We start from the raw sequence: 20983 nt of genomic DNA, 5'->3' as shown, positions 1-20983 counted from the left end.
CGGAGCGCCTGCTCATGCTGGCCCTCCCGTTCGAGCGCCGCGGGCGGGCGCGGCATGCGTCATTCGTCCTATGCCATCCTGCCGGGCCGCATCCCGTCAGTGTTCGCGCCGCCGACCGGTACAATGAGCGCTTCCGACTCATCGCTGGTTCCTCCTTTCCCATGTCGCTTTACACCATCACGGGCGCGCAACTGGCGTTCGGCCACGTCGCGCTGCTCGATCACGCGGATTTCTCTCTCGAAGCCGGCGAGCGCGTCGGGTTGATCGGCCGCAACGGCGCGGGCAAGTCGTCGCTGCTGAAGATCGTCGCCGAGCTCGCCAGACCGGACGATGGCCTCGTCACGCGCCAGCAGGATCTCGTCACCGTATACGTGCCGCAGGAGCCCGAGTTCGACGCGGACGTGACGGTGTTCGACACGGTCGCGGCGGGCCTCACGCATGCGAGCGCGCTGCTCGACGAATACAACACGGTCGCGCACGAGCTGGCGGAAACGCCGGAAGGCGCGCAGCACGACGCGTTGCTTGCGCGCATGAACGCGCTGCAATCGTCGCTCGATGCCACCGACGCGTGGAACTGGCGCACGCGCGTCGCCACGACGCTCGCGCAGATCGGTCTGGATGGCGACGCGCGGGTCGGCTCGCTGTCGGGCGGCATGCAAAAGCGCGTCGCGCTGGCGCGGGCGCTGGTCGTGCAGCCGGACGTGCTGCTGCTGGACGAGCCGACCAATCATCTGGACTTCGACGGCATTCGCTGGCTGGAAGAACTGCTGATCTCGCAGCGCGCCGGTTTGCTGTTCATCACCCACGACCGCGCGTTTCTCGATCGCGTCGCGACGCGCATCGTCGAACTGGATCGCGGGCGTCTGTTGTCGTATCCGGGCAATTTCTCCGCATATCAGACGCGCAAGGCGCAGCAACTGGAAGTGGAGCGGGTCGAAAACGAGAAGTTCGACAAGCTGCTCGCACAGGAAGAAGTCTGGATTCGCAAGGGCGTCGAGGCGCGACGCACGCGCAGTGTCGGCCGCATTGCGCGGCTCGTGCAGATGCGCAACGAACGTGCGGAACGCCGCAATGTGCAGGGCAACGTAAAGCTCGACGTCGGGCAGGGCGAAAAGTCCGGCAAGATCGTCGCCGAACTGACGGACGTGACGAAGCGGTACGGCGAGCGCACGGTGGTCGACCGTTTTTCGGCGACGGTGATGCGTGGCGACAAGATTGGCTTCATCGGGCCGAACGGCGCGGGCAAGACGACGCTGCTCAAGCTGATTCTCGGCGAACTTCAGCCGGATGATGGCAAGGTACGCATCGGCACCAACCTGCAAGTCGCTTACTTCGACCAGATGCGCGCACAGCTCGATCTGGACAAGAGCCTCGGCGATACGATCAGCCCCGGCAGCGACTGGGTCGAGATCAATGGTCAGAGAAAGCACGTCATGAGCTATCTCGGCGACTTTCTGTTTGCGCCGGAGCGCGCGCGTTCGCCCGTGAAGTCCTTGTCGGGCGGCGAGCGCAACCGCCTGCTGCTCGCGCGTCTGTTTGCGCGTCCGGCGAACGTGCTGGTGCTCGACGAACCGACCAACGACCTCGACATCCCGACGCTCGAACTGCTCGAAGAACTGTTGACGGACTACGACGGCACGGTGCTGCTGGTGAGCCATGACCGCGCGTTCCTGGACAACGTGGTGACGTCGGTGATTGCGTCGGAGGGCGAGGGCAAGTGGCGGGAATATGTCGGCGGCTTTACCGACTGGCAGATCCAGCGCGAGCGTTCCGAGCAGATCGCGCAACAGGATGTGCCGAAAGAGCCGCCGAAGGAAGCCGTCGCCAAGGACAGCGCGGCAGGCCGCAACGCGCAGCGCACGGTGAAGCTTTCATTCAAGGAACAGCGCGAACTGGAAGCGCTGCCCGAGACGATCGCTGCGCTCGAAGCGGAGCAGAAGGCGATCGGCGCGCAGATCGAGGACGGCTCGATCTTCGTGAAGGACGCCCAGGAAGGCGCGCGCCTGACCGAGCGTTACGCGGCGATCGACGAGGAACTGCTCGTGGCGATTGAGCGGTGGGATGAGTTGGAGAGCAAGCGGAAGTGACGCGTAGCGCGAGCGGATGTTACGGTGTCTGCTCGCGAATTGCAGCGATTTGCTGCTTCAAAACAGGAAGGTCGCGTACGATCGTCTGCCAGATAACGCCCGCGTCCACCGAAAAATAGCCGTGCGAGACACGGTTTCGCATCAAGTACATGTCTTCCCAAGGCACATCAGCGTGTGCAGCGGCGAATTCCGGGGAGACGCGCTCGACGTTGCGCGCGGCTTCGCCGATGATCTCAAGATTACGGATTGCAGCATCCTGAATGAGAGAATCAGCGGCAAACGCGTCGTCTGTGATACCACGTGTGTAGCGCTCGATTCTGCCAATTGCTTCCAGAATATGGTCGAGAAAATCGACAATGCGCAGGTCGCTTTTCTTCACACGGGCACCGCTTCGCTGATGACGCGGGCGCGAAACGACTCGGGCAACGCCATGGGCGTCAACACGTCAACGGACACCCCCAGTAGAGCCTCGAGCCGGCGCTGGATACGGGCGAGATCGAACAGCGTGGTTTCCGGTGTCGGGTCGACGAGCAGGTCGAGATCGCTGTCGTCGCGGTCCTCGCCTGTCAAGGTCGAGCCGAACACGCGCGCGTTGCGCGCGTGATGTTCGGCGACAATGGTTCTGATCTCGGCGCGATGTTCGCGCATCGCTTCGGAGGGTTTCATCTCAACGCTCCTGGACGCAGGGTCGGAAACAGGCATCAAAAACTGACAATAGCGTAACTATACCTGGCGGCGCGCGTAGGCGGTGATGCGACAGTCGGTCTGTGCCAACCGTCCTACACCCTTCATCTAAATTGCCCCGCGCATCGAAATCAGTAAAATACCCGCGAACCTGCTTCCCACGGTCGTTCCAGCGTATCGCCCGAAACCGGGCTTGCCGGAAAACCGCGGAAAGCAGGCAAGGCAAACCGATAACTGCTGCACGCAAGTCGCGCAGCGTACACACTCCGTTGTTTCGTTTCGCTTTTTTTGAAAACTCAACGCATTGTCCACGCACCTGTCCACAGGACGTGTGGACAACGATGAACCGACGGACCCGAGCAAGCCATGTCAACGAAAAAGCCTAACGCCGCGTATAGCGAAGCATCGATCAAGGTGCTCAAAGGCCTGGAGCCGGTCAAGCAGCGGCCCGGCATGTACACGCGCACCGAAAATCCGCTGCACATCATCCAGGAAGTCATCGACAACGCATCCGACGAAGCGCTCGGCGGCTACGGCCGTCAGATCACCGTCACGCTGCACGCCGACCAGTCCGTATCCGTCGAAGACGACGGCCGCGGCATTCCGTTCGGCATGCATCCCGAAGAGGGCGTGCCCGTCGTCGAAATCGTTTTCACACGCCTGCACGCGGGCGGCAAGTTCGACAAGGCGGCGGGCGGCGCGTACACCTTCTCGGGCGGCCTGCATGGCGTCGGCGTGTCGGTGACGAACGCGCTGTCCACGCGCCTCGACGTCACCGTGTGGCGCGACGGCAAGGTCGCCGAACTGAGCTTCTCGCATGGCGACGTCGTCAAGCCACTGCAGGTGCGCGCCGCGGCGAAGAGCGACAAGAAGTCCGGCACGCGCGTGACCGCGTGGGCCGACGCCAAATATTTCGATTCGCCGAATCTTCCGCTCGGCGAGTTGCAGCGCCTGCTGCGCTCGAAGGCCGTGCTGCTGCCGGGCGTCGAAGTGGTGCTCGTCAATGAGAAAACAGGCGAACGCCAAAGCTGGAAGTACGAAGACGGCCTGCGTGGCTATCTGATGGAAGGCATGGCGGGCAGCGACCTGCTGATTCCTCTCTTTGAAGGCGAGCGCTACGCGGAAAGCTCGCGCTCGAATGAAGAGACCTTCGCCGAAGGCGAGGGCGCGGCGTGGGTCGTCGCGTGGAGCGAAGAAGGGCCGCTCACGCGCGAGTCCTACGTCAATCTGATTCCGACGCCCGCTGGCGGCACGCACGAAGCGGGCTTGCGCGACGGTCTCTTCCAGGCCGTGAAGAGCTTCGTCGAACTGCACAACCTGCAGCCGAAGGGCGTGAAGCTGCTGGCGGAAGACGTGTTCGCGCGCGTGTCGTTCGTGCTGTCCGCGAAGGTGCTCGACCCGCAGTTCCAGGGGCAAATCAAGGAACGTCTGAATAGCCGCGATGCCGTGAAGCTGGTGTCGTCGTTTGCGCGTCCCGCGCTGGAACTGTGGCTCAACCAGCACGTCGAGCACGGCAAGAAGCTCGCCGATCTCGTCATCAAGCAGGCGCAGGCGCGCACGCGTGCTGGCCAGAAGGTCGAGAAGCGCAAGAGTTCGGGCGTTGCCGTGTTGCCGGGCAAGCTGACCGACTGTGAATCGACGGAAATCGGCCGTAATGAGCTGTTCCTCGTCGAGGGCGATTCGGCGGGCGGCTCCGCGAAGATGGGGCGCGACAAGGAATATCAGGCCATCCTGCCGTTGCGCGGCAAGGTGCTGAACACCTGGGAAACCGAGCGTGACCGCCTGTTCGCCAACAATGAAGTGCACGACATTTCGGTGGCCATCGGCGTCGATCCGCACAACCCGGATGACACCGTCGATCTCTCCAACTTGCGCTACGGCAAGATCTGTATCTTGTCCGACGCGGACGTCGACGGCTCGCACATCCAGGTGCTGCTGCTCACGTTGTTCTTCAAGCACTTCCCGCAACTGATCGAACGCGGTCACGTGCACGTTGCGCGTCCGCCGCTGTTCCGCGTCGATGCGCCCGCGCGCGGCAAGAAGCCCGCGCAGAAGCTGTACGCGCTGGATGAAGGCGAACTCGAGGCGATCCTCGACAAGCTGCGCAAGGACGGCGTGCGCGAATCGCAATGGTCGATCAGCCGCTTCAAGGGGCTGGGTGAAATGAGCGCCGAGCAGCTGTGGGACACGACGATGAACCCTGACACGCGGCGCCTGTCGCCCGTCGCGCTCGGCCAGCTCGACTTCGACGCGACCGTCGCGCGAATGACGATGCTGATGGGCAAGGGCGAAGCGGCGTCGCGCCGCAGCTGGCTCGAGGACAAGGGCAACCAGGTCGAAGCGGATATCTGAGCGCCGCCGCGCTTCGTGCCAGCGAACCCATGCAATGCATGTGAAGCACGAAGCGCGCGCCGCCGAACAAGGACACGGAATCTAGATGGACGACAACACTCCTGATCTTTTTGCCGCGCCGGCAACGCCCGAAGGCGACGTGCTGACGCTCGGCGACTACGCTGAAAGCGCGTACCTCGAATACGCGGTGAGCGTGGTGAAGGGCCGCGCGCTGCCCGACGTCTGCGACGGCCAGAAGCCCGTGCAGCGCCGCATCCTGTACGCGATGAACGAGATGGGTCTCGCCGACAACGCAAAGCCGGTGAAGTCGGCGCGTGTGGTCGGCGACGTGCTGGGTAAGTATCACCCGCACGGCGACCAGTCGGCGTACGACGCGCTCGTGCGTCTCGCGCAAGATTTCTCGATGCGCTATCCGCTGATCGACGGCCAGGGCAACTTCGGCTCGCGCGACGGCGACGGCGCAGCGGCGATGCGATACACGGAAGCGCGTCTCACGCCGATCGCGAAACTGCTGCTCGACGAAATCGATCAGGGCACCGTCGATTTCATGCCGAACTACGACGGCTCGTTCGAAGAGCCGAAGCTGCTGCCCGCTCGGCTGCCGTTCGTGCTGCTGAACGGCGCGTCGGGCATCGCGGTTGGCCTGGCAACGGAAATCCCGTCGCACAACCTGCGCGAAGTCGCCGCGGCCGCCGTCGCGATGATCCGTCATCCGCACATCACGCACGCCGAGTTGATGCAGCATGTGCCCGGCCCGGACTTCCCGGGCGGCGGTCAGATCATTTCGAGCGAAACGGAAATCTCGCAGGCGTACGAAACGGGCCGCGGCAGTCTCAAGGTCCGTGCGCGCTGGAAGATCGAAGATCTCGCACGCGGCCAGTGGCAGCTCGTCATCACCGAGTTGCCGCCGAATACCTCCGGCCAGAAGGTGCTCGAAGAGATCGAGGAACAGACGAATCCGAAGATCAAGCTCGGCAAGAAGTCGCTGACGCCGGAGCAGTTGCAGACGAAGCAAACCCTTCTCGGTCTGCTCGACGCCGTGCGCGACGAGTCCGGCAAGGATGCGCCCGTGCGTCTCGTATTCGAGCCGAAGTCGCGCACCATCGATCAAACCGAGTTCGTCACCACGCTGCTCGCGCATACGAGCCTCGAGTCGAATGCGACGCTGAATCTGGTGATGGTCGGCGCGGATGGCCGTCCGCGTCAGAAGGGTCTTGGCGAGATCCTGCGCGAATGGGTCGGTTTCCGTTTCACGACGGTCACGCGCCGCACGCAGCATCGTCTGGGCAAGGTCAACGACCGGATTCACATCCTCGAAGGCCGGATGATCGTCTTTTTGAATATCGACGAAGTCATCCGCATCATTCGCGAATCCGACGAACCGAAGACGGCGCTGATCGAAGCCTTCGGTCTGTCGGAGCGTCAGGCCGAGGACATTCTTGAAATCCGGCTGCGTCAATTGGCGCGCCTGGAAAAGATCAAGATCGAGAAGGAACTGTCCGAACTGCGCGACGAGAAGGCCAAGCTCGAAGAGTTGCTGGGCAGCGAATCCGCGATGAAGCGCCTGATCATCAAGGAAATCGAAGCGGACGCGAAGCAATATGGCGACGATCGCCGCACGCTGATCCAGCAGGAAAAGCGAGCAACGTTCGAAGCGCGCGTCGTCGACGAGCCGGTGACGGTGGTCGTGTCGCAGAAAGGTTGGGTACGCGCATTGAAGGGCCACGGGCTCGATCCCGCCGGCTTCACGTTCAAGGCGGGCGATCATCTTTATGCCGCGTTCCAGTGCCGTACGCCCGACATGCTGATCGCGTGGGGCAGCAAGGGCCGCGTGTATTCCGTGGCGGTGTCGCAATTGCCGGGCGGCCGCGGCGACGGCGTTCCTGTCACGTCGCTGATCGAGCTCGAATCGGGTACGCATCTGATGCACTACTACGCGGCCTCGGCGGAACAGGCGTTGTTGCTGGCGTCGTCGAACGGCTTCGGCTTTATCGCGAAGGTCGGCGACATGGTGAGCCGCGTGAAGGCGGGCAAGGCGTTCATGACGATCGACGAGGGCGCGACGCCGCTCGCGCCGATGCCGATGCTGCCCGATGCGACGCAAGTGGCGTGTCTGTCGGGCGGCGGACGTCTGCTGGTGTTCGGCCTGGACGAGATGAAGACGCTCTCGGGCGGCGGACGTGGCGTGATCCTGATGGCGCTCGATCCGAACGAAGCGCTGAAGCAGGCGCTTGCCATCACCAAGGCAGGCGTCGTGCTGGAAGGCATGTATCGCAACAAGCCAACCGAAGAACAGCTGTCGGGTGCCACGCTGGCTCCGAATGTCGGCAAGCGGGCCCGCAAGGGCCGCGCGCCGGATACGAAGCTGAAAGAGGTGACGTCGCTGCGTCCGGTGATGGGCGCGTAACGAAGGCGAACGCCGTGAGCGGGGTGTCTCACGGCGCAACACAAAAACAACGAAGAAATCAGCGCAGCGAATGAACTGCGCATCATGTCACGAGTCGAACGCGGTCATTGGCGCATGTCAGTGCCGCGTATTTCGACAGGACATAACGGCCGCGCGCTACATCGGGAAAGGAAAACAACTATGAACAAGGCGATCGAACTCGCGCTCTTTCTGCATCTGCTGGGTGTCGCCGTGTGGATCGGCGGCATGGTATTCGCGCATTTCTGCCTGCGTCCGGCACTGGAAGATCTCTCGCCGCAATTGCGGCTGCCGCTGTGGGAATCGGTGTTTGGCCGGTTCTTCAACTGGGTCGGCGTGTCGGTGCTGGTCATTCTGCTGACGGGCGGCTTCCTGCTGATGCAGTTCGGCGGTGGCCACGCCACGTGGCAGCTGCACGCGATGGCCGGTATCGGCATCGTGATGATGCTGATTTTCGGGCATATCCGCTTCGCGGTCTTTCCGCGTATCCGTCGCGCGGTGCAGGCGCAGAAATGGCCCGATGGCGCACGCGCTGTTGCGACCGTGCGGCGACTGGTCGTCGTCAATCTGGTGCTGGGCGTCGTGACGATCGGTGTGGCTGCGTTGTCGCGCGGCTTCTGAGCGCGGCTGCAACACGCACGACGTTTCAAACGAAAGCGCCGCTGATGCGGCGCTTTTCTATTGGCGAATGGTAACGTCGCATCAACCTGCTGGCATGAAGTACAGCCACACGCCGCACACGATAGCCACAGTCCCATACACGGCATAAACAGGCAGCTTCAGCTTGGCGAAGCAGACGCCCGAGAACAGGGCCGTCACGGCATACGCCGGTTCGAACGGCACATTGCGCACGATACGCAGCACCGCGACGGCCAGAAACGCAGTCGTCACCGCGCGCAGTACGCGCATGCCGTGCTCGAAACGCGGGTTCGTCTTCAACTGATGCAGGTGGCGCTGCGCGAGCACGACGAGGCAGCCCGACGGCAGGAAGAGCGCGATCGTCGCGATCAGCGCGCCGCGCCATCCTTCGACCAGATAGCCGAAGAACGGCACCACGTTCAGGAGCGGTCCCGGCGACAAGGGCGATAGCGAAAACGCCAGCGTGAAGTCGTTGTCGGTCACACCGACCGTGGGCGTAACGAACAGCGTCTTTAACACGGGCAACGCGGAGAAGCCGCCGCCGAACAGCGTCAGTCCCGCACCCGCGAGACGCGGCCACAACAGCGCGAGTTCATAGCGATGCGGCAGCGGCACCGCGAAGATCACCAGCAACACGCACAGGCCGATCAGCAGGCGCCAGTCGCCGGCACTGAGGGTCGTCGAGAGGCGGGCGCCGCGCGCGTCGCTGCGCACCCAGCCCGACATGAACGCCGCGCCGAGTATGCCGATATACGCGGCAGGCGTATGCGCGCCGACCAGCGCGATGCTGCCGAGCACGGCTGCCGTCCATTCGAGCCGTCCGCGCACGAGCGCGCGCGTCTGCTTGTACCAGGTGACACCGATCAACGTCGCGAGCACGACGCTGAAATGACTGAGCAGCGTCTGCGAGGCGACTTCGCGCACGATCGGCGTGCGATAGAAGATCGCGAACGCCGTCATCAGCATGAAGAACGGCAGGACGCTCGCGACGCCCGCCACCCACGCGCCCGCGCGTCCGCGCAACACATGACCGAGCTGCACCGCGACGTTGCAGCCGACAGGACCCGGCACCATCCACGCCAGGGCCACGATGTCCGAGTACGCGAGACGCGTGAGGCGCTCCTCGCGCTCGACGTAGTGGTTTTCCAGTTGCGCCATCAGCGCGAGTCCGCCCCACGACAGCGCGGACAAACCAAACACGACGCGAAAGAGCGTCCAGAGCGGCTCGCGCTCGTGGCATCGCGTGGCTTCGTCTCCCGCCGACGCATGGAGCGCCGTCATCTGCCGGGCTGGCTGCATGTGAACCCCTGTTGGGCTGGTTTCTTATCCGGCGCGCACCGCCGATGGCCGCGACGGCGCGCGCTGAGGTCATGCGAGGTCGAGCGGGCTCGCTCGATATGTGTCGATACCGCTATCGTCTGCCCGCGCGATGCCGTGAGGCAGCCCTCATCGCAGCAAAGCGGCGTGGAAGCGAGCCGCTCCGCTCAGGCCGATTCGTTGCTCGTGCTGGTGCTCGCGGCGTCGCTGTTGTCCACGTCGCTCGCGTGCGCATGACGTGCGGTGCCGCAGACGCCGAAACGTTCGAGCAACGCTGGAATGGCGTCGGCGGGCACGGGCCGCGAGAACAGAAAACCCTGCGCCTCGATGTGCCCCAATGCCGCGAGCCACGCAATCTGTTCTTCCGTCTCCGTGCCTTCGACCACCACCGTCAGCCCCAGCGAGCGCGCGAGATTGACGATGGCCGTCACCATCACGCACACGCTCCGGTCGCCGGGAATGGCCTGCACGAACGAGCGGTCGACCTTTAGCGTGTCGACCGAGAAGCGGTTCAGATAGGACAGCGACGAATAGCCCGTGCCGAAGTCGTCGAGCGCGATGCGTACGCCCAGCCGCTTCAACGCGAAGATCTTTTCGGAGACGAGATCGGGATACTCCATCATCGCCGTCTCCGTGATTTCGAGTTCGAGGCGACGCGCGGCAATGCCTGTTTCTTCGATCGCGCGCGAGATCGTCTCGAACAGATCGCCGCGCCAGAACTGTACGGCCGAAATGTTCACGGCAAGTGACAGCGTGTCGTAACCCTGTTGCTGCCATTGCGCGAGCTGGCGGCACGCGGTGCGAATCACGAAGTCGCCGATGGGCACGATCAGGCCCGTCGACTCCGCCACAGGGATGAACTCGTTCGCGGGAATCAGGCCGTGCTGCGGATGGTTCCAGCGCACGAGCGCTTCGAAGCCCGTGATGCAGCGGCGCGCCAGATCGATCTTTGGCTGATAGGCGAGGAACAGTTGCTGGTCGGCAAGCGCGACGCGCAGCTGCTGTTCCCACTTCATCAGATGGTCCGCGCGATGCGACAGATGCGGCGAGTAGAACTGATAGCAGTTCTTGCCCGCGTCCTTCGCGCTGTACATCGCAAGGTCGGCTTTTTTCAGCAGATCGATTTCGCTTTCGTTCGCGACCGAATAGAGCGCAATGCCGATGCTCGCATGCAGTACGAACGAACTGCCGCGTACTTCGAATGGCTTCGCGAATACGTCGGAGATCGCTTCCGCGAGCGTCACCGAGCGTTTCTCGACATCTTCGCCCTTGATCACCACGACGAACTCGTCGCCGCCGATACGCGACAACGCGCCTGCGTCGGCGACGGCATCCGCGAGACGCGCGGCTGTCATCTGCAGCACGATGTCGCCGGCGTTGTGGCCGAGCGTGTCGTTGACGGTCTTGAAGTTGTCGAGGTCGATGAAGAGAATCGCAAGATGCCCGAGGTTGACCGGCTGCGCCACGTCGTGACGCAGGCTCTGCAACGTCGAATAGCGGTTACGCAGGCCCGTGAGCAGATCGAACTCGACCAGATGCGTCATCTCGCGCTCGCGTCCCAGCAGCTTGCCGATCAGACCTGTGGCGACGGCAAAAAAGCCGAGCATGGCGAGCGAAATGAAGCTCGCCATCAGCAGATACACGTTGCGCGTGTGGTTGTAGTCGGCGAATTCTTCGGCCTGCGACAGACCGACCAGCACGCCGAGCGGATAGCCGTCGATATGCCGGTACGACACGATGCGCGTGACGTTGTCGATCGAATCGACATAGGTGCCCGACACATGTTCCGAGGTCGGATAGACGCCCGTCGCCGTGAACACGCCTTGCGCGTGATCGGCGTTGCCCGTGCGGCGCGCGAGCACGGCGCCGCTATCGGAGATCACCGCGATCACGCCTTCACGTCCGATGGCCGCGTTGTTGTAGAAGTCGCTCGTGAAATAGCTCGGATCTTCGGACACCACCACCACGCCCGCGAACGAACCATCGGGGTGATTCAAACGGCGCGTCATCTGCAAGGTCCAATGGCCCGAGACGCGGCCGAGCACCGGCTTGCTGATGAACAGCTGGTCGTCGTTCTCGTGTTCGTGCACCTTGAAGTGTTCGCGGTCCGACAGGTCGATCGGTTTCGGATTGGGGTCTGCCGTGTTCGCGATGAGCTTGCCGTGCTCGTCGATCAGCGAAACCTGCACGAGCGTTTCGCTTTGCACGACGCCTTTTTCAACCGTACTGCCGAGATCGAAATGTCCCGGCGTTTTTTCGAATTCGAATTTGACAAAGCGCGTGATCTGATCGACCTGGTGAATCGCCTTCACCGTGTGCTGTTCGAGTGCCGCCGACAGGATCGCCGCCGAGGCCATCGCTTCGCGATAAGTCGTTTCCTTTTCAACCGACAGCCGCGCGAAGATAACGGTCCACAGCAGCACGAGCACCAGCACGCCAAGCGCGGGAATCGCGAGCAGCGCGCGACGGCGCGTTCCCGCCGGATCGAGGCGGTGCCTGACGTCGCGAGCGGAAGCGTGGCGGAACTGATTCATCGGCTGGACCGTGACCCTGTGCCTTGCGGCTGTGCTTGTGTTGCGGTGTTTGCGTTTCGACTGCGCGAATGTTAAAGCAACCGGCTGCTTCGACGAATTGGCACGCCGCTGTTGCGACGTGGGAGCAGGGGCGTGGTGGCGAGCCAGACCACCCATTGGTCATCGGTTACGATTTGATATTACTGAATGGGCAATAATTAAGGAAGGGCTCGCGCATCGGGTATACGCTGTCCTTCGCGGGCATACGGGCAAGCTTCTCGCCAACGCGTGAGCTGCCCGAACAGGCGCATCAGGCGGGCGTTTGAAAGCGTTTGTCGAAGCCGCGGCAAGCATGATGGATTGCCGCAATGATAGTTCGACAGCCATCATGGCAATGCGGCCATTCATGCAGTGTGCATGAATGGCCGCATTTGCGCTGGATTGGGGCATTTTATGTGTGCGCATCGAGTGGATTTTTAGAGCATCCAGGTGACGCGCAAATGTCAATTCAGTCGCCGCTCATTTCCATTGATTACGCCTGCAGTTTTACGGCAGACGGAACGTGCCGTCGATAATCGTCACCGACGCGCCGCCTATCCACGTCTTGCCTGCTGCGTCGTCATAGCGCACATAGACGTCGCCGGCGCGGCCGATCGCGGTGCCCTGGCGCACGGTGTACTGATTGCCGGGCCGCATATTCTGTGTGGTCGGCAACCCCGCGACCGCGGCGTTCGCACTGCCCGTGACAGGGTCTTCCCCTACACCGAGGTTGCCGCCCAATAGCAGGCAGCGCAACTCGAAAGTCGCCGGGCCGTTTGCGTCATGGGGGCCGTAAGCCGCGAGACCTAGCGCGCCTGCCGTTTGCGCGACACGCCGCAGCGCTGCCGCATCGGGATCGAGCGCGAGACATGCGTCCGCCGATTTCATACGGACGACGAGCCATTTCGGACCGTTGTCGACGCCGCACGGTTGCGCCGTGTAATCGATTGCATCGCTGCGCAATGCGTCGGCGAGCGCGGCGTATTCGCTTTGTGCGAGCGGCGAGACGCGCGCGGGCGGGGCAGCGAATGCCCACACATTGCGCGCGCTGTCTTCTTCCGCCAGTTCGATGAGACCCGCACCGCATTGCTGCACGAGGCGGCCCGGCTGCTTCGGCTGGTTGCCCGCTTCGCGCCATGCGTGCGCGGTGCCGAGCGTCGGATGGCCGGCGAACGGCAACTCACCGTGGGTCGTGAAGATGCGCACCCGGTAATCGGCCGACGGGTCGGTCGGCTTTAGCAGGAACGTCGTTTCCGACAGATTCGTCCAGTGCGCGATGGCCTGCATCTGTTCAGTGTCGAGTGTGTCCGCATCGAAAACCACGGCGAGCGGATTGCCTTTGAACGGCACGGACGTGAAGACATCGACCTGTTTGAAGCGGACGGTTTGCTCTTGCATCGTGTGTCCTTGTTCGGTGTCCGACCTGGGGTTTGTGCCCAGTGCGATGTGCGCGTGCCGTGTTGTGACGGCACAACGCAGCGGCGCATGCGAGGTCAGACGCAGATAAAAAAACGCCGCCGATGACGCTTTCACATCATCGACGGCGCGTTAGCGTCGGTACGGATTCGCGACCAAGGCGCTCGCAACCACGAACGCCTCGCGCGTTGATCCGCGCCGCTTATTGCACCTCGGCGATCAGTTCGATCTCGACGCATGCGCCAAGCGGAATCTGCGCAACGCCGAATGCCGAACGCGCGTGCTTGCCGCGCTCGCCGAACACGTCGGCGATCAGTTCCGATGCGCCGTTCGTGACGATGTGCTGCTCGGTGAAATCGAGCGTCGAGTTCACGAGGCTCATCACCTTGACGATGCGCGTCACGCGGTTCAGATCGCCGACATGCGCGTGCAAGGTGGCGAGCAGATCGATCGCGACCGAGCGTGCGGCCGTCTTGCCTTCTTCCGTGCTGACGTTGTCGCCGAGCTTGCCGGCCCACACCTTGCCGTCTTTCTTCGCGATGTGACCCGACAGGTACACCGTGTTGCCGCTTTGCGCGCTCATCACATACGCGGCAGCGGGCGCGCCCGCGACGGGCAACTCGATGCCCAGTTCCTTCAGCTTGTCATACACATTCGATTGAGCCATGACGTGTCCTCGTCGATGAATGGAAAATGGTGTTTGCTTAAACGCGTGCGCGGATCAGTTCCGCGAGACGCGCAACGCCTTCGTCGATCTTCGCGGGCGGCACGGTCACGAACGACAGGCGCAGCGTGTTGTGCTGCGCTTCGTTCGCGAAGAACGGACCGCCCGGCACGAACGCGACGTTCTGCGCGACGGCTGCTTCGAGCAGCTTCATCGTATCGATATGCTTCGGCAGCGACACCCAGATGAACATGCCGCCTTCCGGCCGGTTCCATGTCACGCCTTCGGGCATGTAGCGTTCGAGCGAGCCGAGCATCGCTTCGCACTGGTCGCGATACAGCGCGCGGATCTTCGGCACATGCGTGTCGAGGAAGCCGTCTTTCACGACTTCATGCACGATGCGCTGCGTGAAGCTCGGCGTGTGGAGGTCCGTGGCCTGCTTGGCCTGCACGAGCTTGAAGTGGAGTTCTTCGGGCGCAATGATGTAGCCGATGCGCAGGCCCGGCGCCAGCACCTTCGAGAACGAACCGAGATGCACGATGTGATCGGGCGACATCGACAGCATGGTCGGCAGAGGTTCGCCGCGGTAGTCGAGCGCGCCGTACGGATCGTCTTCGATGACGGGGAAGGGCGCCGACTTCGCGAATTCGGCGAGCGCGCGGCGGCGCTCGATGGGCAGGCGGCGCCCCGTCGGATTCTGGAAGTTCGGTTGCGCGTAAAGCAGACGCGCGCCTTTGGTGAGTTCGGGCGTGAGGGCTTCGGGGATCAGGCCGTTATCGTCCGTCGGCACCTGAACGTAGCGCGGCTCGTACATCGAGAACGATTGCAGCGCGCCGAGATAGGTCGGCGTTTCGACGAGCACGGGGCTTTCCGGGCAGACCAGCACCTTGCCGAGCAGATCGAGCGCCTGTTGCGAGCCCGTCGTGATCAGCACCTGCGAAGCACGGATCTGCGCGCCGTTCACCGAATAGCGTTGCGCGACCCATTCGCGCAGCGGCAGATAGCCTTCCGTCGCGCTGTACTGGAGCGCGGCGGCGGGCGAGTCGCGCAGGATGCGGTCGGAGGCCGCGCGCATTTCTTCGGCCGGGAAGGTGGCCGGCGACGGCAGACCGCCCGCGAACGAAATGACCTCGGGCCGCTCGGTGACCTTCAGGATTTCGCGAATCGCCGAGCTGGTGAGCTTGCGAGCGCGTTCGGACAATTGCCAGGTCGGGGCATTGAGGTCGCTTTGATTCATGGTCTCCTCGTCGATGTAGCGGAACAGGTGGTCGGTCAAAAGAAGGATTATCGCGCGAACTCGTCAGGCGGCGCGAACCGGCCGCACGGCCGTATGTACGACGGCCTTGCGGCCCAGCATCACGGTGGCGATCACGGCGGCCGCGAAAATCCACGTGACGGGCGCGACGGTCTCGCCGAAGAAGAGCGCGGAGAACGCCATCGTGAAGAAGATCTGCAGCAGTTGCACCTGGCCGACGCGCGCCGTCCCGCCCATGGCGAGGCCCGCATACCACGCAAAAAAGCCGATGAACTGCGAGAACACCGTGACGTAGCCGAACGCGAGCCACGTTTTCAGCGCGACGGGGCCGGGATGCGTGACATGCTGTTCCCAGCCGAGCCACGCGACGGGAACGAGCAGGAACGGCGCGGACACCACGAGCGCCCAGCAGATCACCTGCCAGCCGCCGATCTGCCGTGCGAGCCGCGCGCCTTCCGCATAGCCGAGCGCGCCGATGCCGACGGCGACCAGCATCAGCAGGTCGCCCGCCTGAAGCGCGCCGCCGCCCGCCTGCAAGGCGAACGCGATGACGATCGCGCTGCCTGCGACGGCGCTCGCCCAGAAGGCCTTCGACGGACGCTCGTGCGACAGCCACGCCGCATAGATGGCGACGCACAGCGGCTGCAAGCCGTTGACGACGGCACCATGCGAAGCCGGCACCGTCTTCATTGCCCACGCGGAAAACACCGGAAACGCGACGATCACGCCCAGCGACACGACGGCGAGGCTCTTCAGTTGCGGCCACGTCGGCAGCTTTTCGCGGCGGACTGCGAGCAGCACGGCGGCGGGAACGGCAGCGGCGAGCGCGCGGCCCAGGCCGTTCAGCAGCGGGCTGAATTCGGCGACGACGATGCGGGTCATCGGCAGCGTCAGACTGAAAATCACCACGCCGATCAGGCCGAGCAGCATGCCCTGGGTTTCGCGCTTCATTGCTTCTGTCTCTCTTTAGTTAGGGTTATCTGATTATTTGAGCGTGCGCAGCCCGCTCGGGGTTTCGATTTCAGCGGTCAACGTGGGCGCGCCGTCCGTGCTGTCCAGCGCGATCAGATGGGCCGCACCGAGCCATTGCAACTGCTGCGCGACGATGTCGGCTCGCGGATGCCAGCCCTTCAGCGCCTTCAATGCGAGGCCGGTTTCCGGCAGCACGTCCGACGGATGGCGCGGCGTGTCCCACTGGATCAGCGACGGCACGACACCGTCGCCCACGCCTTGCCACGACGGGAAAGCGCCGTCGTCGGCGACTGTCAGGCTCCAGGTGAAATCGCCGCGCGTCATCGGCACGACGGTCGAAATGCGCTCCGGATACTGCTGTTGCCACAGCGCCAGATTCTTCGGCCGCTCGACGCGCGCGACCCAGTGCGACAGATACGGGCCCTTCGCGAGGCGCGCGTGCACGGCGGGATCGTCGAGCGCGAACAGGCGTGGGCGGGCGTCGGCGGCTTGCGCCGCGTCGGGATCGATCGCGATCACTTCCAGATACGCGCCGCCCCACAGGTTGAGCAGCCGGTTATGCGTGCGCATCGACGGATGCGCGCCGCCGCCCGACGGCGCGAAGCCAAGCGTATCGGCGACGTATTGCGTGCCTTCGTCGAGGGTGCGGGCGGAAACAACGAGGTGATCGATGCGTAGCGTTTGTGCGGTCATGGCTGCAAGAGGACGGTCGTTCTGCTGAAGGCCGCTGCGGCAGGCGCTGGTGAGTGGCGTGCCGGCGACCAGACGAATCCGTAAGAATACCGTTCGGCTTGCGGCCGGACCATGCGCAGTGCGGCATGGCCGGATGAAGCGGGCTTCGCGCAGCGTCTGTTGGAGCGCGCAAAATTGGGCAAAAACGGGGTTGAAACGGGTCGAAAGTCAGTCGCAAAAGGCTGAGCGTCGAATCAAATGTACCGACAGTGACCGGCACAGTAACGGTACAATCGCTTCGATACTATTCGGTACAGTTGTCCATGCGTCTGATGGACTTCCGTTCTCGCAACGGGTAGCGCCCGCTGCACGCCGTTCCCGACGTTGCCCTTGCAGCACCAGCTGGAGTTCGCCATGTCCGTCCCGCTCGACCTGATTCCCGCCCCGCACGACGCTTCGGCGCTGACGCTCGTCGATCAGCTCGTCCAGTGGGCGCGCCGCCGCATCGAGGAGCGCGTGTTCCGCCCCGGTATGCGCATGCCGTCGATCCGCAAGCTCGCCCTCGATAAGGGCGTGTCGCGTTTCACGGTGGTCGAGGCGTACGAGCGCCTTGTCGCGCAGGGCTATCTGGATTCGCGGCGCGGCTCGGGTTTTTACGTACGCGAGCGGCTTGCGGCCGGCCCGCTGCCCGTCGAGCGCCGCGCCGCCGCGCCCGACGCGGCGCCCGCGCCGAGCACGATCGACGTCGTCTGGCTGTTGCGCAACATGCTGCACACTTCGACGCGTCCCGAGCGCGGCCCCGGCCTCGGCTATCTGCCGTCGCGCTGGCTCGACGGCGAACTGATTACGGGCGCGCTGCGCACGCTCGGCCGGCAAAGCGGCGCGCAAATGCTCGGCTTCGGCACGCCGCAAGGCTTCCTGCCGCTGCGGCAGCAGCTGCAGACGCGGCTCGAAGAACTGGAAATCGGCGCATCGCCCGATCAGATCGTGCTCGTGTCGGGCATCACACAGGCCATCGACCTGATCGCGCGACTCTACGTGCAGCCGGGCGATTCCGTGATCGTCGGCGATCCGGCGTGGTTCCAGATGTTCGGGCGCTTTGCGTCGCAGGGCGCGCGCCTGGTCGGTATGCCTTACACGCCGGACGGGCCCGACCTCGACGCGCTGGAAACGCTCGTGCAGACCTGGCGGCCGAAAATGCTCGTCATCAACTCCGTGCTGCAGAACCCGACGGGCACGTCGCTGACGGCGGCGCAGGCGTTCCGCATCCTGCGGCTAGCTGAGGAGTACGACTTCATCGTCGTCGAAGACGATATCTACGGCGACCTGTGCCCGCCGGGCTTTCCCGCGACGCGCCTCGCGAGCCTCGACCAGCTGAAGCGCGTGATCTATCTGGGCAGCTTTTCGAAGACGCTGGCGGCGAATCTGCGGGTCGGTTTCATCGCGTCGTCGCTGGACGTCGCGAAGGCCGTCACCGACCAGAAGATGCTGGTCGGCATGACGACGCCCGAACTGAACGAGCGCGTGCTGTACAAGATCCTGACGGAAGGCCACTACCGGCGGCACGTCGAGCGGCTGCGCGCGCGGCTCGACAGCGTGCGCGACAAATCCGTGCGGATGCTCGAAAAGACGGGCTTGCGCATGTTTCAGACGCCCGCGGCCGGGATGTTCGTGTGGGCGGATACGGGTGTCGACGCCGACGCGCTGGCGGCCGCAGGCCACGAGGAAGGCTTTTTGCTGACCCCGGGAAGCCTGTTCTCGCCGCAGCAGTCGCCGACCACCTGGATGCGCTTCAACGTCGCGAATTGCGGCGACCCGGCGCTGCCCGCGTTCCTGTGCCGTTATCTGGACGGCGTCGCGCGGCGGGCGTCGTGAGGGCGACATGAGGCCCCTTGAATTGGCGGCGCGCGCCCCCATTTGAGCCGGCAACGTCTGAAAAACGCCTTACGCTGACAGACACATTCAGCTTCGAATCCACGAATCAACCTGCAATAGAAGGGGAAAACTGACCATGGCACAAGAAACCATGAGCTTTCAGGCAGAAGTGAAACAGCTTCTGCACCTGATGATCCATTCGCTGTACAGCAACAAGGAAATCTTCCTGCGCGAACTGATCTCGAACGCATCCGACGCGGCGGACAAGCTGCGCTTCGAAGCGATCGAAAACAACGCGCTGTACGAGAACGATCCGAACCTGCGCATTCGCGTGTCGTTCGACAAGGACGCGCGCACCATCAGCATCGACGACAACGGCATCGGCATGAGCCGCGACGAAGCGGTCTCTAATCTCGGCACGATCGCGCGCTCGGGCACGAAGGAATTCTTCGGCAAGCTGTCGGGCGACCAGCAGAAGGACGCGGCGCTGATCGGCCAGTTCGGCGTTGGTTTTTATTCGGGCTTCATCGTCGCGGACAAGATCACGGTGGAAACGCGCCGCGCCGGTTTGCCGGCGTCGGAAGGCGTGCGCTGGACGAGCGCGGGCGAGGGCGACTTCTCGGTCGATACGATCGAGCGCGCGCAACGCGGCACGACGATCACGCTGCACCTGCGCGCCGACGAAGACGAACTGCTGTCTTCGCACAAGCTCAAGTCGATCATTCAGAAATACTCGGATCACGTCGCGCTGCCCATCCTGATGCAGAAGGAAGAGTGGGACGCCGAGAAGGGCGAGATGGTCGCGAAGGACGAGGACGAGACCGTCAACCAGGCGAGCGCGCTGTGGACCCGTTCGAAGAGCGACATCACCGACGAGCAATACAAGCAGTTCTACCAGCACCTGTCGCACGATCATCAGGACCCGCTGACGTGGACGCATAACCGCGTCGAAGGCCGCAGCGAGTACACGCAACTGCTGTATGTGCCGTCGCACGCGCCGTTCGACATGTGGAACCGCGATCATCGCGGCGGCCTGAAGCTGTACGTGAAGCGCGTGTTCATCATGGACGACGCCGAGCAACTGCTGCCTGCGTATCTGCGTTTCGTGAAGGGCGTGGTCGATTCCGCTGATCTGCCGCTGAACGTGTCGCGCGAACTGCTGCAGGAAAGCCGCGACGTGAAGGCGATCCGCGAAGGCGTGACCAAGCGCGCGCTGTCGATGCTCGAAGAACTGGCGAACTCGGAAGAAGCGGCCGAAAAGGAAAAGTACGCGACGTTCTGGAAGGAGTTTGGTCAGGTGCTGAAGGAAGGCATCGGCGAAGACTTCTCGAACAAGGAGCGGATTGCGAAGCTCGCGCGTTTCGCGTCGACGCATAACGACTCATCCGAGCAGAACGTGTCGCTGGCGGATTACGTCGCGCGCATGAAGCCCGAGCAGTCGAAGATCTACTACGTCACGGCCGATACCTATCAGGCAGCGAAGAACAGCCCGCACCTCGAAGTGTTCCGCAAGAAGGGCGTCGAAGTGCTGCTGCTGACGGATCGCGTCGACGAATGGATGCTGTCGTTCCTCAATGAGTTCGATGGCAAGCCGCTGCAAAGCGTCGCGCGTGGCGACCTCGATCTGGGCCAGCTGAACGATGAAGAAAAGCAGGCGCAGGAGAAGGTCGGCGAAGAACTGAAGCCGCTCGTCGAGCGCATGAAGGAAGCGCTCAAGGACAAGGCGAAGGACGTGCGGCTGACGTTCCGCCTGACGGATTCACCGTCGTGTCTCGTCGCGGATGAAGGCGATATGAGCGGTTACTTGCAGCGCATGCTGAAGGCTGCAGGGCAGAACGCGCCCGCGTTCCATCCGATTCTGGAGGTGAATCCGGAGCACGCGCTGGTCAAGAATCTCAGCACCGATAACGCGAATTTCGATGACTGGTGTCATCTGTTGTTCGATCAGGCGCTGCTGGCGGAAGGTGGTGCGCTCGAAGATCCCGCGAGTTTTGTGAAGCGGACGAATGCGTTGTTGCTGGCGCGGTGATGCGTTAGAGCGTTGCTGAAAAAGCCTGGCTGCGCGCCAGGCTT

The 20983-nt window shown here is 63.5% G+C and carries 15 protein-coding genes; 6 read left to right on the top strand and 9 right to left on the bottom strand.

All coding sequences use genetic code 11. From position 1 onward, the window contains the following. The first annotated feature begins 161 nt into the window (after positions 1–161). Positions 162–2087 carry an ATP-binding cassette domain-containing protein gene (locus tag PPGU16_RS11870; RefSeq protein WP_180720156.1) on the top strand — a complete coding sequence of 642 codons (1926 nt, stop codon included), beginning with the start codon at positions 162–164 and terminating at the stop codon, positions 2085–2087. Between the two features lie 19 nt (positions 2088–2106). Here the strand turns inward: PPGU16_RS11870 and PPGU16_RS11865 are convergent, their stop codons facing one another. After that, positions 2107–2466, bottom strand: a complete 360-nt coding sequence (locus PPGU16_RS11865; protein WP_180720155.1) for a HepT-like ribonuclease domain-containing protein — start codon at positions 2464–2466, stop codon at positions 2107–2109. Next, positions 2463–2753, bottom strand: a complete 291-nt coding sequence (locus PPGU16_RS11860; protein WP_180720154.1) for a nucleotidyltransferase family protein — start codon at positions 2751–2753, stop codon at positions 2463–2465. The genes PPGU16_RS11865 and PPGU16_RS11860 overlap by 4 nt, the downstream gene beginning before the upstream one ends. A gap of 384 nt (positions 2754–3137) precedes the next feature. Here PPGU16_RS11860 and PPGU16_RS11855 point away from each other — a divergent pair, with 384 nt between their 5' ends. The 3 genes from PPGU16_RS11855 (at position 3138) to PPGU16_RS11845 (ending at position 8169) form a co-directional block, all read left to right on the top strand. Beyond that, on the top strand, positions 3138–5123 hold the full coding sequence (locus PPGU16_RS11855) for a DNA topoisomerase IV subunit B (protein WP_180720153.1): 1986 nt from the start codon (positions 3138–3140) through the stop codon (positions 5121–5123). 85 nt (positions 5124–5208) lie between these two features. Continuing rightward, entirely contained in the window at positions 5209–7530 is a 2322-nt protein-coding gene (parC, locus tag PPGU16_RS11850) for a DNA topoisomerase IV subunit A (RefSeq protein ID WP_180720152.1), read from the top strand. Positions 7531–7710: 180 nt separating this feature from the next. Further along, a complete protein-coding gene (locus PPGU16_RS11845; protein WP_054929974.1) occupies positions 7711–8169 on the top strand; it encodes a CopD family protein in 459 nt (152 codons plus the stop codon). Positions 8170–8250: 81 nt separating this feature from the next. Here PPGU16_RS11845 and PPGU16_RS11840 read toward each other — a convergent pair whose 3' ends face one another. From PPGU16_RS11840 to PPGU16_RS11810, 7 genes are all read right to left on the bottom strand, one after another. Next, complete coding sequence (locus tag PPGU16_RS11840) at positions 8251–9486, bottom strand: chromate transporter (protein WP_434064396.1); 1236 nt, start codon at positions 9484–9486, stop codon at positions 8251–8253. Positions 9487–9671: 185 nt separating this feature from the next. Beyond that, positions 9672–12038: a bifunctional diguanylate cyclase/phosphodiesterase gene (locus tag PPGU16_RS11835; protein WP_180720151.1), complete on the bottom strand. Its 2367-nt coding sequence runs from the start codon at positions 12036–12038 to the stop codon at positions 9672–9674. A 525-nt stretch (positions 12039–12563) separates the two neighbouring features. Beyond that, on the bottom strand, positions 12564–13454 hold the full coding sequence (locus PPGU16_RS11830; RefSeq protein ID WP_180720150.1) for a PhzF family phenazine biosynthesis protein: 891 nt from the start codon (positions 13452–13454) through the stop codon (positions 12564–12566). Between the two features lie 220 nt (positions 13455–13674). Then, positions 13675–14139 (bottom strand): RidA family protein, encoded by a 465-nt coding sequence (locus tag PPGU16_RS11825; RefSeq protein ID WP_054929978.1) that lies wholly within the window; start codon positions 14137–14139, stop codon positions 13675–13677. A gap of 37 nt (positions 14140–14176) precedes the next feature. Then, on the bottom strand, positions 14177–15373 hold the full coding sequence (locus PPGU16_RS11820; RefSeq protein WP_180720149.1) for an aminotransferase-like domain-containing protein: 1197 nt from the start codon (positions 15371–15373) through the stop codon (positions 14177–14179). Between the two features lie 63 nt (positions 15374–15436). Beyond that, on the bottom strand, positions 15437–16342 hold the full coding sequence (locus PPGU16_RS11815; RefSeq protein ID WP_180720148.1) for a DMT family transporter: 906 nt from the start codon (positions 16340–16342) through the stop codon (positions 15437–15439). A 33-nt stretch (positions 16343–16375) separates the two neighbouring features. Beyond that, a complete protein-coding gene (locus PPGU16_RS11810) occupies positions 16376–17056 on the bottom strand; it encodes a VOC family protein (RefSeq protein ID WP_180720147.1) in 681 nt (226 codons plus the stop codon). 393 nt (positions 17057–17449) lie between these two features. Here PPGU16_RS11810 and PPGU16_RS11805 point away from each other — a divergent pair, with 393 nt between their 5' ends. Further along, positions 17450–18910, top strand: coding sequence for an aminotransferase-like domain-containing protein (locus PPGU16_RS11805; protein ID WP_180720146.1), 1461 nt, complete (start codon positions 17450–17452; stop codon positions 18908–18910). A 136-nt stretch (positions 18911–19046) separates the two neighbouring features. After that, the gene (gene htpG, locus PPGU16_RS11800) at positions 19047–20939 is read left to right on the top strand and encodes a molecular chaperone HtpG (RefSeq protein ID WP_180720145.1); all 1893 of its coding nucleotides are present in this window, start codon (positions 19047–19049) and stop codon (positions 20937–20939) included. Positions 20940–20983: the final 44 nt, after the last annotated feature.

The sequence above is a fragment of the Paraburkholderia largidicola genome, from assembly GCF_013426895.1.
GTDB classification, from domain to species: Bacteria; Pseudomonadota; Gammaproteobacteria; order Burkholderiales; family Burkholderiaceae; genus Paraburkholderia; species Paraburkholderia largidicola.
Note: the sequence above shows the minus strand (reverse complement) of the source record. Positions and strands in the feature narration are given on the sequence as shown.

Coding starts and splice junctions, on each gene's coding strand:
- PPGU16_RS11870 (WP_180720156.1), top strand. CDS start 162: ATGTCGCTTTACACCATCACGGGCGCGCAACTGGCGTTCGGCCACGTC.
- PPGU16_RS11860 (WP_180720154.1), bottom strand. CDS start 2,753: ATGAAACCCTCCGAAGCGATGCGCGAACATCGCGCCGAGATCAGAACC.
- PPGU16_RS11855 (WP_180720153.1), top strand. CDS start 3,138: ATGTCAACGAAAAAGCCTAACGCCGCGTATAGCGAAGCATCGATCAAG.
- parC (WP_180720152.1), top strand. CDS start 5,209: ATGGACGACAACACTCCTGATCTTTTTGCCGCGCCGGCAACGCCCGAA.
- PPGU16_RS11845 (WP_054929974.1), top strand. CDS start 7,711: ATGAACAAGGCGATCGAACTCGCGCTCTTTCTGCATCTGCTGGGTGTC.
- PPGU16_RS11840 (WP_434064396.1), bottom strand. CDS start 9,486: ATGCAGCCAGCCCGGCAGATGACGGCGCTCCATGCGTCGGCGGGAGAC.
- PPGU16_RS11835 (WP_180720151.1), bottom strand. CDS start 12,038: ATGAATCAGTTCCGCCACGCTTCCGCTCGCGACGTCAGGCACCGCCTC.
- PPGU16_RS11830 (WP_180720150.1), bottom strand. CDS start 13,454: ATGCAAGAGCAAACCGTCCGCTTCAAACAGGTCGATGTCTTCACGTCC.
- PPGU16_RS11825 (WP_054929978.1), bottom strand. CDS start 14,139: ATGGCTCAATCGAATGTGTATGACAAGCTGAAGGAACTGGGCATCGAG.
- PPGU16_RS11820 (WP_180720149.1), bottom strand. CDS start 15,373: ATGAATCAAAGCGACCTCAATGCCCCGACCTGGCAATTGTCCGAACGC.
- PPGU16_RS11815 (WP_180720148.1), bottom strand. CDS start 16,342: ATGAAGCGCGAAACCCAGGGCATGCTGCTCGGCCTGATCGGCGTGGTG.
- PPGU16_RS11810 (WP_180720147.1), bottom strand. CDS start 17,056: ATGACCGCACAAACGCTACGCATCGATCACCTCGTTGTTTCCGCCCGC.
- PPGU16_RS11805 (WP_180720146.1), top strand. CDS start 17,450: ATGTCCGTCCCGCTCGACCTGATTCCCGCCCCGCACGACGCTTCGGCG.
- htpG (WP_180720145.1), top strand. CDS start 19,047: ATGGCACAAGAAACCATGAGCTTTCAGGCAGAAGTGAAACAGCTTCTG.